Source organism: Staphylococcus sp. EG-SA-18 (genome assembly GCF_017151825.1).
Lineage (GTDB): Bacteria > Bacillota > Bacilli > Staphylococcales > Staphylococcaceae > Staphylococcus > Staphylococcus aureus.
The window spans coordinates 83,826-98,715 of record NZ_JACYVY010000022.1 but is presented as its reverse complement, the minus strand read 5'-3'; the positions used below and the strand labels follow the sequence as shown (position 1 = coordinate 98,715).

Genomic DNA, 14,890 nt, shown 5'->3' with positions numbered 1-14,890 from the left:
GTTTAATTTTAATAAAAACGTCTTCTCTTCAATAAATAGCTAAAGGCGTTATATATGAAAATAGCAATGATAAGTAGCAAACTAAAGCTTTGATTAATTCCTGTAGCAATTGAATAAGACCCTATAAAAATAATGGCTAGTATCAATATTGATAAGTTGATCGCATATGTTTTAAATAATGCAATTAATTCTATATGGCGTTCACCTTCATCCAATATTTCCAATCGCTTTTCAGTGTAATTCTTATCTGCAATTTTTGGCATTCTGTCATCAAATTTTCTATTAAACAGTGTAAATTGTGTATTGAAAATAGCACTAGCAAAAAATGGTATTAAAAAGAATAGCATTGCATTTGCTTCAGCTTGCCCTACCACAAAAATTAGTAACACTACAAAGGCAATAATTGTCTGTATAACGCTTAATATACTTCCATTTAAAACATAACGATTCGCAAGCAATTCATATTGATCTGTTGCATCGATATCTACCTCTTCATCTACAAGTCGCTTATACTTCAATGCACGTCTTTGATTCATCAAAACAATGGCTTCTACCAATATGATAATAATCGTCGCAACAATCGATATTACAACGACATTGGTATATGTCGCAAACGTCAAGTTCTCAATACCCAATCCATCAAAATTACCTAAAATTCCACCAATGATACCCCCTACAAGTCCACCTAGTAAAAGATATCCGATATATCTTAGTATTTTCATACCTCATCCTCCTCAATAATAAAAACAGTTTCCACCGTTTCATTGAAGATACGAGCAATCTTTATTGCAGTTAATACCGATGGCATAAAGTTATTTCGCTCAATTAGCGAAATGGTTTGTCTTGAAACACCCGCTAGTTTGGCAAGCTGCGTTTGGTTTAAGCCATCTCGTGCTCGTAATTCTTTCAATCGATTACGCACATCGCATCAACTCCTTAATTACACTGTAAATGATATTTGTCTTTTTGACAACTATATTTGTCAAATATGTACAAAAAATATGATTATCCAGCTATGTATGACATTTTGAAACAAACACCTCAACGCCTACAAGTCATAATTGTTTACTTTCGTTACACCTTCCCGCATAATTAACAGCATTCTAATTTTAGTATGATGCACGCATTTTCACTAAATCAAACGATTCAAAGGAGACTATTATGGCATTTACATTATCTGCAATTCAACAAGCACATCAACAATTTACTGGTGTTGATTTTCCAAAACTATTCAAAGCTTTTAAAGATATGGGGATGACTTACAATATCGTCAACATTCAAGATGGCACTGCAACATACGTACATCAATCAGAAGATGATATCGTTACGCCATCTGTGAAAAGTACGATTCCTGTTGCTCAAAAATCAAATCAATCTATCGTTCAAGATGTATTAACTAGACATCAACAAGGACAAACAGATTTTGAAACATTTTGTGATGAAATGGCTGAAGCTGGCATTTATAAATGGCATATCGATATTCAAGCGGGCACTTGTACTTATATCGACTTGCAAGACCAAGCTGTTATTTCAGAATTAATCCCTCAATAAGTTGTGTTTATAGCAATATTTTAATTATTATATAAAATTTGTTGATAATCATTATCGTTCGGTATAAAGTAAATACTATATACTACTTATGAGTGAGGTTGATTATCATGATAACTAACACTTTTATTTTAGGCATCACAGGTCCAACAAGTCTTGTCGTCATTAGCATTATCGCTTTAATTATTTTTGGTCCGAAAAAATTACCACAATTTGGTCGTGCTATCGGTTCTACTTTAAAAGAATTTAAATCTGCAACAGAAGATTTAGATAAAGAGTCTCACGATACACCCAGTAAGGAATCGAAGCAACAGCGAGAGCAATAGTACTGATGATACATTAATGGTTCACTTTAGCGAACTACGCCATCGGTTAGTAAAAATTTTATTGTCGTTCGTCATTACGGTCATCGTCGTATATGTTTCATCATTTTGGTGGATGACACCATTCATAACGTATATTACCCGTGCACATGTGTCCTTACATGCATTTTCATTCACAGAAATGATCCAAATATACGTGATGATTATATTTTTCATCGCGTTTTGTCTCATTTCACCGGTTATGTTTTATCAATTGTGGGCGTTTGTTGCGCCTGGTTTGCATAATAATGAGCGCCAATTTATTTATAAATATAGCTTTTTTAGCGTACTTTTATTTATTTTTGGTGTCGCTTTTGCATTTTATGTTGGCTTTCCAATGATCATTCAATTCGCGTTAAAATTATCATTAACTTTAAACATTTCGCCTGTCATTGGCTTTAAAGCATATTTGATTGAACTTATACGTTGGTTATTCACATTTGGCATTCTATTTCAATTACCAATATTATTCATAGGACTTGCAAAATTCGGTCTTATAGATACCACATCATTGAAGCATTATCGAAAATATATTTATTTCGCTTGCTTTGTATTAGCAAGTATCATTGCACCACCCGATTTAACATTAAATATATTACTCACATTGCCACTCATATTGCTCTTTGAGTTCAGTACGTTCATCGTTAAATTTACATACCGAGGCAAACCGCCAACACATTAATCTTATAAGAATTAATGCTGTGATTATCGTTATACTGCAATACCGAATATTTCCAACATCGCAACAAAAAAACAGGCACTCGGCCTGTTTTTTATTTTTTAAATTTAAAGATTAAGATAGCAACTACCATAATATAGGCAGCTTGTGCTATCAATGGTTCATAAGTTGGATAGAATCCTAACCAGTTAATCGTTGGGAATCCTTCAATGACATGTCTCGGCATAGCACCTAATAATTGTAACTTTTGAATACTTACGCCAAGCATTTTGAATCCCATAATAAAAATAAAAATCGACAACACTCTAAATATATAGAATATAGGTATCAATCTGACGATAAATCTAAATAATAACGCAAAGATAATTAATATAACGATAGCTAAAGCAATACCAATAATAAAATCTTTTGTCGCTAGCTCACCTATCATCCCCATATAGAAAATGATAACCTCAACACCTTCACGCAACACAGATATTAAACCAATCGTCGCTAACAATACCAAATTACCATTACTAATCGCATTGGCATACATATTTTTAATCATATCATTCCAGCGTTTCGCATTTGAACGTTTGTGCATCCAAACACCAACGATAAACATTAATATGACCGCAACAATACCTAATCCCGCTTCCATACTTTCACGAAGAATGCCACTATTACCTAAAGTTTCTACAAACGTAATTGCTAAGATAATACTCAGTACAAGTCCGGCAATTGCACCACCAATCACACTTGCAGTACCCTTCTTATCTTTGACATTACGCGTCATAGTAGTCAATGTCATTACAATTAATAACACTTCTAGACCTTCACGTAAAAAGATAATCATCACATCAACAAAGCTATAACTATGGCCAACAACCTCTTTAATTTGGTTATTTAAATCTACTAAACCATCTTTCACATGTGCTTTATTATGTTCGTCTAATACACTTTGATAATATGGTATTTTATCTTCAATTTTCGTATACAAAGCACCGTCTTTAGTTTGAATTTGACCTTCAACATACGGCCAAATTTCTATAAAATGTGTAAGCGCAGCATCAGCATCCCACAATTGATTGTCGTCGATAGCTTTAATCGCCTTCTCTAACTCATCATTTAATTGTGATACATGGTATTGATCTTTTGCAGACGTATCACTTTTCTTATCGACATGATCAATATTTGATTTAAAAGTTGTCCAAGCATGTGACACTTTCGCTGTATCTAATGGCGACTTATGAATTGCGATTCTAAGTTGCAGTAATGCGACTTCAATTTGTCCATATTGATTTGCGTCATAATTGCGAATTACCGTTTCATTACTTGTCCAAATCTGATTCAAACTATTGTTCAGCGATTCTAGCTCTGCTTTATTTTTATCTTTAATCGCTTTTGTCATTACTGCATCTTTGGCATCGACTTGCTGTTGCAATAGTTTAATTTTAGAACCCGCATCTTTACTAGCCAATTTCTCTTCATAAGCAATTAATGACTTCGTTAATTGCGAAAGTGTATCTTTTTGATTATCATTCGCTTTTGCATCTTCAAGCTTTCTCACATCTGATTTGACAGCATTACCTTCGCTATTATCTTCAAGCGATAATTTCTTAACTGCACTTACCACTTGCTCAATTGCTTTCTGCTTATTGTCATTCGATATCGAATTATTAGAAAGTGCAGATTTCGCATCCGTTATCACACTATATACATCACTAATACTTTGTTGTTTTGCTGCCTGACTTTTCAGTAACCCAAAGCTACACACCATAGCAGCAGTTATTAGCATTGCTACAAATTTAATCAAATAATGTTTCACCAAGGTATCCTCCCTTACTAACACCTGGTAATACTAAAAATGAAGCAGAACCTCTATGTGTAATATATTCATTTAATTTATCATTACTACCTAAATTATTTTGTATATCGATAAATTGTTTTGTCGCTTTTTGAAAAGCAATGAACAACAAGCCTGTTTCGAAGTTACCTGTGCGGTCATCCGTACCATCAACATAATTAAAGGCTCTACGTAAAATTGACGTATTTGCTTCTTTCGCTAGTCTCGTATGGGCATCTTTATCAATAATATACTCGCCATGACTATCTTTCGCTTTTAAGTCAATTTCATCAAACTCTTTCCCACCTGTTAACGGCGCACCACTATGTCGTTTCCGACCAAATGTAGCCTCTTGTTCTTCCAGTGCAGTACGATCCCACGTTTCAATGTGTATTTGAATACGTCTGACAACACAATAAGTTCCATGTTTCGCCCATCCGTCATCAATAAACACATAATCTTTAAGTTGATTACTCTTTCTAGGATTAATTGTTCCATCTTTAAATGCCATTAAATTTCTAGATGTTTCCTTACCTTTAGCAGAGATAAAACCAGATTGCGCCCAACGTACCTTAACAATATCTCGAAATGGACGAACTAAATTATGAACCGCATGAAAGGATACTTGCGAATCATTTGAGCATGCTTGAATCATAATATCACCATCGCTGTAATCGTCTATTAACTGATCATTCGGAAAATGCGGTAAATCTTTAAAGGCATCGGGAATTTTACTAGATAACCCAATTTTCTTCATCAAAGACTTACTAATCCCAAAGGTAATCGTTAACTTGCTTGCACCTAATCCTATCGATTCACCGGTATCTACTGGTGGCATTAAAGGATTGTTACTCGGCTTGCCAACTTTATCACCATCCATCATACGATCAGCCATAACCGTCCACTTTTTAAACATTGCCTTAATTGCATCTCTATCTTTTGACTTCAAATCTAACGCAACGAAATTGCATGTTTTTTGCGTGGGTGTGGTAATGCCTGGTTGCACTTTACCATAAAATTCATACGCATCTTTTTCCGGATCTTCTGGTGTATTGAACATTGATTTGAAAGACCACATGCTACCAACACCACTTGCGCCAATTGCAACACCGGCACCGCCAATACCTAACATTTTCAAAAATGTACGTCTTGAAAATTGCGTACTATCGTTAACTTGTTCATAATTTGTCATTCAGTAATCACAGCCATTTTACTTAGTGGCTCTCCTAATGCATTAACAGCATCCGCAAATGCTTTACGGTCTTTCTTAGATACTTTTTCAAATGACTCATAACCGCCGTTGTTATCTTTATATTTATCCAATAATTGATTCACTTTATCGAAGTTCATTTGAATATCATCACTTAATTTTTTATCTTTTTTCTCTAAAATAGGTTTAAATAAGTCATAAATTTTTTGTGCACCTTCAATGTTCGCTTTAAAATCATATAAATCTGTATGTGAATAAATTTCTTCTTCACCTGTGATTTTAGAAGTTGCAACTTCATTTAATAGGTCAACAGAACCTTGTAACATTAATTTTGGTGTGATATCTAATGTATCAGCTTTGGCATGCAATTCTTTTGCATCTTTCAATAATTGTTGTGCATCTTTTTTAGTCACATCATCAATTTTCTTATCTTCGTATAATGCTTTTTCAATCTTATGATATCCTGACCATTCTTTTTCTTTTTTCTCTTCTTTCATATCTGCAAGACGTGCATCAATTTTAGGATCTAAATCTCCAAATGCTTCTGCAACTGGTTCAGAGCGTTCATAATACATACGAACTTTTGGATATAACGCTTTTGCTTGGGCCATATCATTATTTTCAATCGCTTTAACAAATTTTTCTGTACCTTTTAAAAATTCATTTAACTGTTCATCAGTATATTTATCATATGCTTTTGTTGCTTGTTTTAATTCTGCTTTAACACCATCATCTTTTTTCGATGTCTTTGAATCATCCTTCTTACTATCGTCGTTCCCACATGCAGCAATTAATAACGTTGATGCTAATAATAGCGTTGTTAACTTTTTCATTTTGACACCTCATTATAGAAATTCTATTATCCCCATAGACATGCCCTCATTCGTACTATCTCACACTCCCTAAATGCCAAGATAATACGTGGCTCTTAAAATGATGATTTTAAGGCATCCTCCCATGAACATTATCTAGTTGATAATAATTATCAAAATCATTATATTGTTATAAAATAATACTGTCAACAACCTTTTATTTTAAAAAAATAAATGAAAGAGCGATGCCATTTTAAATGTCATCACTCTTTTGTAAGTCTAATTTGTCATTTTTGGTCGTATTCTGATTTTAATAAACTATAGATGTAACTCGATGAATAAATACCATTTAGTAATTCATTGTCACGTAACATACCTTCTCTAGTAAATCCCAGCCTTTCAGGAATAGCTCGGCTTTTTTCATTATTAACTGCGGCACTAATCTCAATTCGGTTTAAGTCAAGCTCTTCGAAACAATACTTTATCAATGCCTCAACTGCTTGTGTCATAATCCCATGACCCTCAAATTGTTTATCTAAATAATATCCTAATGAAGTTTTTCTGTGCATGCGATTAATTTCATGTAAACCGATGACACCAACTAGCGTTCCTTCATACCAAATGCCACACTGAAATCCATTACCATCAGAAAATTGCAAAAGTCCTCTTTTAATAAACGCACGCGTATCTGATGGTTGCTCAGTTGCATCTACCCAAGGTAACCATTCCCTAAGTGAATTTCTTGAACGATTGACTAAATTGAAAAGCGCTTCTGTGTCATGGGCTTCTAAAATTTTTAATATTATTTGTTCATTCACTTTCATTCCAAACATACCATCACACCCTCATTTATTTTTCATATAATTTTGTAAATTATCATAATAATAACATATTAATATTACGCCTTGTATCTTAAATTTGTTGTCCTTCCCCAACTTGCATTGCTTGTAGAATTTCTTTTCGAAATTCTCTTTGTTGGGGCCCCGCCAATAAGCGTTGTAGTGCCTATTACTTTGATTGATGTCCAAGTTTCCTATCACACAACTTAATTTAATCTCTACTTTATTAACCATTCCAAATTTATATTTAAAAATACGACAAAACAGTGCTAAAATGCTATTAAAGGAGGCACTGCTCATGGCATCATTGAAAAATAAGCATTTTATGATTGGACTAACATTAACATTTATAGTCGCATTATTTAGCTTTTTAGCTGCTAAATTGCCAATCTTAGATAAGGTTGGCGCATTAACTATCGCGATATTAATCGCTATTCTATATCGTCACTTTAGAGGATATCCTGAACAATATAGCTCAGGTATTACGTTTTCATCTAAATATTTATTAAGATTTGCAATCATCCTATATGGACTTAAACTCAATATATTCGATATTATCGGTCAAGGTAGTAGACTATTAGCCATCGATGTAGGTGTCGTTATTTTTAGTATTGTAATGATGCTCTTTGTCAACAAACTGTTGCATGGTGACAAAAACATCGCATTATTACTAGGTGTAGGTACAGGCGTTTGTGGTGCTGCCGCTATTGCTGCAGTCGCTCCAATATTCAAATCACGTGAAAAGGATACAGCTATTAGTATCGGTATCATCGCATTGATTGGTACGATATTTTCACTTATATATACAGCTATCTATGCTATCTTTTCAATGACGACAAATGTTTATGGCGCTTGGTCTGGCGTTAGTCTTCATGAAATTGCACACGTTGTCCTAGCTGGTGGCTTTGGTGGTAGTGATGCACTTAAAATTGCACTTCTTGGTAAACTTGGCAGAGTATTCTTACTGATTCCATTAACCATCGTACTTATTTTAATTATGCGTTTCCGTTCATCAGAATCATCTAGCAATGGTCGAATAAGCATTCCATACTTTTTAATTGGATTTGTCATTATGGCCTTAGTGAATACATATGTAACTATTCCGTCAGCATTGCTAAATATTTTAAATACTGTATCAACAATTTGCTTATTAATGGCCATGGTTGCTTTAGGGTTAAATGTTGCATTTAAAGATCTTAAAAATCGCGCACTTAAACCGCTTATGACAATCATTATTACCTCAATATGCTTGTCATCACTTGCCTTTATCGTCGTTCATTGGCTATATAGTTAATATGAAAAGACGCTCAAACACTTGCAAATTTAGTGTGCCGAGCGTCTTATTTTTATACTTTAAAAGTCGTATTGGTTGTTTTCTTCTTCAAACACTTGTTGTTGTACTTTGGCAGTTCGCATTGTGGATTGTGCCAACGCTTTTAACCGAAATACAACATCATCATTGACAATTTGTTGATTTGAAAAATCTTTCTCTTCAATAAATACATACGTTTGCATCGTATGTGCTTTCATGTAACTCAATATTGGTTTTAAATGCATTTCAGGAATTAAATAATGTTTACTAGAACCTGCTGTCGCTACAAGTCCTATTACCTTGTCACGAAACGCATTGACTGGAAGTAGATCAAACACATTTTTCAAAGCACCAGGGATGGAAGCTTGAAAAATTGGAAAACCAATAAAAATCACATCAGCCTGCATTAACGACGTCGTTAATTTATATACATCTCCTGTAGTATCTAGATAATTCTTTCCAACGCTAAATTCTAATTCAAGTTCTCGTAAATCCATCAACTCTATTTGATGTCCCTCATTGATGACTTCTAGTTCATTTTTTAAATCATCCATAGCAATTCTCGTTTTAGAACCTACTGTGGAACCTGACAATAATACAATATTCATGATGACGCCCCTCCTATTTTGATAAATGCTTTTTAATCGCCGGTATAATGTCGTTGCCAATTAACTCTATATTCTTCATAACATTTTCAAATGGCACACCGCCAAAATCAAGCTGTGCCATAAAACGTTGATGACCATACAACTCGTGTTGATACAATATCTTTTCAATAATTTGTTGCGGGCTTCCAACCATTAGCGCTTCTCTATAATCTGGTGAATTAGCAAATTGCTGTTTCGGATAACCAACGCCACGAATAAATGACATCCCTGTATTCAAATGTGGATAAAATTCTCTCATAGCATCCTGAGTTGTTTCAGCTGTATAAAACAGACTCGCTATACTTACTGGTAAAGACTTAGGCGAAGCATCGAAACCTGCTTCAGTTGCTGCTTGACGATAAGCATCTATAGAACCTTTAAAGTTCATTGCTGGGCCACCAAGGGTTGTAATCATCATTGGCACACCTTGTTTTCCCGCTTTAATAGCACTTGCAGGTGGACCACCAACAGCACGCCATATTGGCAATGTATTATCGATTGGTCTTGGGAATATTTTCATATTTCTAAGTTCTGGACGATATTTTCCAGACCAAGTAATACGCTCAGTTTTATTTAACTCTAAAAGTAAACCTAATTTTTCTTCAAACAATTCATCATAGTCTTTTAAATCATAGCCAAACAAGTCAAAAATACCTGTTCTTGATGCTCTGCCAGCTACAATTTCGGCTCTACCATGAGAAATCAAATCTAATGTCGCGAAGTCTTCAAATACTCTTACAGGATCTGTTGCACTAATAATCGTTGAAGAACTTGAAACTTTGATATGCTTTGTCGCTTGGGCAATTGCACCTAACACAACCGTAGGTGCCTGTGTTGTAAAATGCTCCTGATGACTTTCACCAACTGCAAAAACATCAATACCTGCTTCATCTGCTAATTTACTTGCTTCAATAATTTCATTAATACGTTGCTCATAACTAACTTTTTCACCTTTCAATGGATTCAATAAATGATCACCTAAGGAATACAAACCAAACTCAAGAGGTGTATTTTTATTCATTTCTAATTTTGCCATTAAACATTCTCCTTTATATTTCGTGTAACTTACTTTCAATTTGTTCACGTTCTGCTTCTAAAAAGTCAGGCAAGTTCAATTGACTTCCTAATTGTTCAAGAGGTGTATCAATAGTAAATCCAGGCGCTTCAGTCGCAAATTCATACATAATTGAATTATGGCGATAGTATAATGATTTAAAGAAATAGCGATCAATTATACCTGAATTACTTTGTGTTTGTTGTTGTAATTTCTTGTAAATTGCATCTAAGTCACTCATTTGTGGTGTATTAATTGCAATATGATGGATATAACCTCGTCCAGGTCTTTCACGTTGTCCCTGTTGCTCAATAACTACAAAATCCGAATATAAACCTTGTGGTGCTAATGTCAGCACATCGAATGATTTATTATCTCTTTTGCGATAACCTAAGACATTTTCCAAAAATTCTACCGTACGCGCTGCATTTCTAACTCTTAATTCGACTGGCCCTATTCCTAAAATTTGATATGCTTGAGGTATTTCACTATAAACGTTATGTTGCCATTGATGTGGTACTTCAAAACTATCATTAACAAGCAATATGATTTCTAAGTCGTCTTCATCTTTAAAGACAACACCTTCTTGTCCAAGATAGTACAAACGTTCAGACGTAATACCATTATTATCAAGGCGTTTTTCAAAATAATGAAGTGCCGCTTGATTTGGTACTAATAAAGAAAATCGATAAATCGTTTCAGTACCTGGCTGCTTATGACCCGCATTGGGAATTTCAAAAAAGCTTAAAATTGTTCCGGCTGTACCTACTTCGTCCCCATAAAACAAATGATACATTGAAGGATTGTCTTGATTAACCGACTTTTCAACTAATCGTAATCCAAGGACATTTGTGTAAAAATCCTTATTACGTTTTGCATCTTTTGTATACATGGATATGTGATGATGCCCTACTATATTCATACTATCCCTCCTATTAGTATAAATTTTATACCAACTTACATAAAAAAGATAGTTATATGCCATTTACCCCTTTTCTGCAAATAAAAATATGTTTGTACTCATTCGTAGATACACAGCTAGTATGTATAACGACATAATAATTGCATAATTATAAATTTATGTGTAGCAATTTATTTTTTCTAAATGTTTATAAAATACTTCAATAACTAAATATGCAAGATTTCACAAAAGTATATTGACAACGCTTTCATACATGTCTAATATAAGTTTATCGCACAAAATGCATATAAATACATATTAAGGAGGATTTTATGAATTTTCTTAAACCTGCAAAGCATATTAAGCCTTTGCCAGAAAATCAGATAGATGATACCTATAAACGATTACGTCTCCAAGTATTTCTTGGTATTTTCATCGGTTACGCTGGGTACTATTTATTACGTAAAAACTTTTCATTAGCGATGCCAGCATTGCAAGAGCAAGGTTTTACAAAAGCGGAACTAGGTTTTGCACTTTCTGCTGTTTCCATCGCATATGGATTTAGTAAGTTCTTTATGGGTACTGTAAGTGATCGGAGCAATGCTCGGATATTCTTAGTTCTTGGATTAGCACTCACTGCTATCGTCAATTTGTTAATGGGATTTGTACCGTTCTTTACATCAGGTATCGGTATTATGTTTGTCCTATTATTCTTAAATGGATGGTTTCAAGGTATGGGCTGGCCACCTTCAGGCCGTGTTCTCGTTCACTGGTTTAGTGTAAGTGAACGCGGAAGTAAGACTGCCCTTTGGAACGTTGCGCATAATGTTGGTGGAGGTATTATGGCACCTATTGCTGCTTGGGGTATTACAACAACAGCATTTATCAACTTTGGTTATTTAAAAGGGTTCGAAGGTGTATTCATTTACCCTGCACTCTTAGCACTTATCATTGCCGCAATTTCATACGTATTGATTAGAGACACACCTCAATCTCAAGGTTTACCTCCAATCGAAATTTATAAAAACGACTTTGCTACAAGCGATAAGAAAACATTAGAAACAGAATTAACTACAAAAGAAATTTTATTTAAATATGTACTAAACAATAAATGGGTATGGGCAATTGCCTTTGCAAATATATTTGTTTATTTCGTGCGTTATGGTGTACTTGATTGGGCGCCAGTCTACTTAAGTGAAGAAAAGCATTTCGACTTAAAAGCATCAGGTTGGGCATACTTCTTATACGAATGGGCTGGAATTCCTGGTACATTATTATGTGGTTACATTTCTGATAAATTATTCAAAGGTCGTCGAGGACCTGCAGGTTTCTTCTTTATGTTAGGTGTCACAGTATTTGTATTAATTTATTGGTTAAATCCTCCAGGCAATGCTTGGTTAGACAATGTCTCATTAATTGCCATTGGTTTCTTAATATATGGACCAGTTATGTTAATTGGTTTACAAGCATTAGATTATGTACCTAAAAAAGCAGCTGGCACAGCAGCTGGATTAACAGGATTATTTGGTTATCTGTTTGGTGCTGTAATGGCCAACATCGTCTTAGGTGCTGTAGTTGATAAATTCGGATGGGATGTCGGTTTTATTTTATTAACAGCAATCAGTGTGTTTGCAATGTTGAGCTTTATCCTCACTTGGAATAAAGTAGGACAAGAAACCGTTCATCATTAAATGATAAAAAATAAAGTCATATGGTTATCTTATCGAAAGATGATATATTCATCTCTTATAAGTTCAACCATATGACTTTTTATTAGTATTCAAAAAAATATTTACATTGCCACTTTTGTGTTTGCCCTGCTGTTTTATTCAATTGATTACACCACTTAGGATAAACTCTAAAAGCCATCTTACCTTTATGTTCAAATGTAGTTAAGATACCTTTTTCTACCAATAATTCCCTAGGAAATAAAAAATAACCGCTTAATTCTTCATCAATAACTATAATCATTAAGTAATCTGCAAATGCCTCTTTTGAGTATGGTTGATTACAATTGTTCTCGTCTTTTGTCCAACATGTAACAAAATACCCTGCTTTAGTCGGTGTTTTCTTAGCTAACCTACTTTGATATGTTTCCTCTTTAAAGCTAAATGTTAATGCTTCGTAATCTTGATTATATTTTTCTTCAGTTAAATCTTTAACTTCTGGTTCTTCACTAAAAATATATTTCAACAGTATTTTAGATTTATACATATGTCATTCTCACTTTATTTTTTTCATAATCGTATCATATATTTATTTTTTATTCGAAAAATACACTTCCGACCGAAATATACTCAGCCAGAAGTGTACGAAATATTTAACCTTCTATTAATTCAGATGTATCAACTGTCAAACGATCACGTAATAAATAGACGATTAACATTGCTGCCAAAGCACAAAGTGACTCAGCAATTAATAATGACCATATGACACCTGTGAGGCCGAACAAAGCATTCATAATAAATAATACAGGAATGATAATCGCACCTTGTAAAATGGCCATAATTGTAGCACCACGACCTTGCCCAGTCGCTTGAAGCATACCAGTAAACAAGAAACCTATACCATTTAATAACAATGATGTCATTGTTACTTTCAAAATAAATGTCGCCATCTCAACGATGTCTTGATCAGTAGTAAATAGTCCGACCATATGATGTCCAATTGTAAATACAGCAATCATACATACAACAAAGATAACACCGATAGACATGATAACTGCTTTGATAACGTCTTTCATACGACCTTTATTTGCCATAAAGTTATATGCAATTAGTGGTACAACACCTTCACATAATCCCATGATAATAAGTTCTGGAAATTGCACAAGTCTAAATGAGATACCATAACTTGCAATCGCGAAGTTTCCATAATGTGCTAAAAATAAATTTAAAACTAATCCTGTGAATCCCATTAAGATACTCATTAAAAATGCAGGAATACCGATTTTAAAGATTTCAGAAAGCATTTCTTTATTAGGTTTCGCAAGTTTAATATTAACTGACACAACGTCACTATTTTTCATAAAATAAACGATAAAGAACAGAGCAGCAGCAACATTACTGATTGCAGTACCCAAAGCTGCACCAACAACGTTTAAATCAAAATCAAAAATTAAAATTGGATCTAAAATAATATTTAAGCCTACACTAGCTAACATACCAATCATAGAAATCATTGGTGCTCCAATTGCACGTGCAAATTGTTCTAATATGAAGAACAAAATTACAAAAGGTGCACTTAAAAACATTACTTTCAAATAATTACTTGTTAAAGCTAACGTTTCACCTCTCGCCCCTAAAATTGCTGCGATTTGATCACTGAATGGTAAAGTAACTAAAATCACGATAAGTCCTAGTGCAATACCACCATAAATAGAGAAACTACTTACAAATTTACTCTTACTATAGTCTTTCGCACCTAATAAACGTGAAATATAAGTTCCTGCACCAACGCCAAATAAATTACCTAACCCCATTAAGATAGCAAATACTGGCAGTGTTAGAGAGATAGCAGAAATCATGTGGCTATCTTCTAAAAATCCTATAAAGTAAATATTTAATATGCCATAAATAACGCTTAATAAAGTCCCTATCATCATTGGCAATGAGAAATGCATCATCGCTTTAAATACTGGCGATTTCTCAAAATAATATAATTGTTCGTCTTTCATTGTTCAATACTCCTTGTCTTTTCCA

General features: G+C 33.9%; 16 protein-coding genes. 5 read left to right on the top strand and 11 right to left on the bottom strand.

All coding sequences use genetic code 11. From position 1 onward, the window contains the following. Positions 1-8 precede the first annotated feature (8 nt). Together IDG66_RS06980 and IDG66_RS06975 are read right to left on the bottom strand one after the other, a co-directional pair. Positions 9-722: a DUF3169 family protein gene (locus tag IDG66_RS06980; protein ID WP_000698768.1), complete on the bottom strand. Its 714-nt coding sequence runs from the start codon at positions 720-722 to the stop codon at positions 9-11. Further along, the gene (locus tag IDG66_RS06975; protein ID WP_001246009.1) at positions 719-922 is read right to left on the bottom strand and encodes a helix-turn-helix transcriptional regulator; all 204 of its coding nucleotides are present in this window, start codon (positions 920-922) and stop codon (positions 719-721) included. Before IDG66_RS06975 ends, IDG66_RS06980 begins: the two co-directional genes overlap by 4 nt. A gap of 239 nt (positions 923-1,161) precedes the next feature. On the opposite strand from IDG66_RS06975, the gene IDG66_RS06970 reads away from it, so the two are divergent. From IDG66_RS06970 to tatC, 3 genes are all read left to right on the top strand, one after another. Further along, positions 1,162-1,551, top strand: a complete 390-nt coding sequence (locus IDG66_RS06970) for a DUF1398 domain-containing protein (RefSeq protein WP_103143681.1) — start codon at positions 1,162-1,164, stop codon at positions 1,549-1,551. Between the two features lie 98 nt (positions 1,552-1,649). After that, entirely contained in the window at positions 1,650-1,874 is a 225-nt protein-coding gene (locus tag IDG66_RS06965) for a twin-arginine translocase TatA/TatE family subunit (RefSeq protein ID WP_001794540.1), read from the top strand. A 16-nt stretch (positions 1,875-1,890) separates the two neighbouring features. Further along, on the top strand, positions 1,891-2,592 hold the full coding sequence (tatC, locus tag IDG66_RS06960; RefSeq protein ID WP_001566900.1) for a twin-arginine translocase subunit TatC: 702 nt from the start codon (positions 1,891-1,893) through the stop codon (positions 2,590-2,592). Between the two features lie 91 nt (positions 2,593-2,683). Here the strand turns inward: tatC and IDG66_RS06955 are convergent, their stop codons facing one another. The 4 genes from IDG66_RS06955 to IDG66_RS06940 form a co-directional block, all read right to left on the bottom strand. Continuing rightward, positions 2,684-4,396, bottom strand: a complete 1,713-nt coding sequence (locus tag IDG66_RS06955; RefSeq protein WP_169249567.1) for an FTR1 family iron permease — start codon at positions 4,394-4,396, stop codon at positions 2,684-2,686. Next, complete coding sequence (efeB, locus tag IDG66_RS06950) at positions 4,377-5,606, bottom strand: iron uptake transporter deferrochelatase/peroxidase subunit (RefSeq protein ID WP_000186215.1); 1,230 nt, start codon at positions 5,604-5,606, stop codon at positions 4,377-4,379. Before efeB ends, IDG66_RS06955 begins: the two co-directional genes overlap by 20 nt. Next, complete coding sequence (gene efeO / locus IDG66_RS06945; protein WP_000737194.1) at positions 5,603-6,457, bottom strand: iron uptake system protein EfeO; 855 nt, start codon at positions 6,455-6,457, stop codon at positions 5,603-5,605. Before efeO ends, efeB begins: the two co-directional genes overlap by 4 nt. A gap of 266 nt (positions 6,458-6,723) precedes the next feature. Next, the gene (locus IDG66_RS06940; protein WP_000467634.1) at positions 6,724-7,269 is read right to left on the bottom strand and encodes a GNAT family N-acetyltransferase; all 546 of its coding nucleotides are present in this window, start codon (positions 7,267-7,269) and stop codon (positions 6,724-6,726) included. 304 nt (positions 7,270-7,573) lie between these two features. On the opposite strand from IDG66_RS06940, the gene IDG66_RS06935 reads away from it, so the two are divergent. Continuing rightward, positions 7,574-8,569 (top strand): YeiH family protein, encoded by a 996-nt coding sequence (locus IDG66_RS06935; RefSeq protein ID WP_000157643.1) that lies wholly within the window; start codon positions 7,574-7,576, stop codon positions 8,567-8,569. Positions 8,570-8,628: 59 nt separating this feature from the next. Here the strand turns inward: IDG66_RS06935 and IDG66_RS06930 are convergent, their stop codons facing one another. Genes IDG66_RS06930 through IDG66_RS06920 form a run of 3 tightly spaced genes read right to left on the bottom strand, consistent with a single transcriptional unit; the run spans position 8,629 to position 11,210 of the window. Next, positions 8,629-9,195, bottom strand: coding sequence for an NADPH-dependent FMN reductase (locus IDG66_RS06930; RefSeq protein ID WP_001028431.1), 567 nt, complete (start codon positions 9,193-9,195; stop codon positions 8,629-8,631). 13 nt (positions 9,196-9,208) lie between these two features. Further along, positions 9,209-10,270 carry an LLM class flavin-dependent oxidoreductase gene (locus tag IDG66_RS06925; protein WP_001096123.1) on the bottom strand — a complete coding sequence of 354 codons (1,062 nt, stop codon included), beginning with the start codon at positions 10,268-10,270 and terminating at the stop codon, positions 9,209-9,211. A 13-nt stretch (positions 10,271-10,283) separates the two neighbouring features. Beyond that, positions 10,284-11,210, bottom strand: coding sequence for a VOC family protein (locus IDG66_RS06920; protein ID WP_001028205.1), 927 nt, complete (start codon positions 11,208-11,210; stop codon positions 10,284-10,286). Between the two features lie 311 nt (positions 11,211-11,521). Between IDG66_RS06920 and glpT the strand changes: the two genes are divergently transcribed. Beyond that, positions 11,522-12,880, top strand: a complete 1,359-nt coding sequence (gene glpT / locus IDG66_RS06915; protein ID WP_001010111.1) for a glycerol-3-phosphate transporter — start codon at positions 11,522-11,524, stop codon at positions 12,878-12,880. A gap of 82 nt (positions 12,881-12,962) precedes the next feature. Here glpT and IDG66_RS06910 read toward each other — a convergent pair whose 3' ends face one another. After that, on the bottom strand, positions 12,963-13,403 hold the full coding sequence (locus IDG66_RS06910) for a MepB family protein (RefSeq protein ID WP_000278301.1): 441 nt from the start codon (positions 13,401-13,403) through the stop codon (positions 12,963-12,965). Between the two features lie 106 nt (positions 13,404-13,509). After that, positions 13,510-14,865 (bottom strand): multidrug efflux MATE transporter MepA, encoded by a 1,356-nt coding sequence (gene mepA / locus IDG66_RS06905; RefSeq protein WP_032099355.1) that lies wholly within the window; start codon positions 14,863-14,865, stop codon positions 13,510-13,512. Positions 14,866-14,890: the final 25 nt, after the last annotated feature.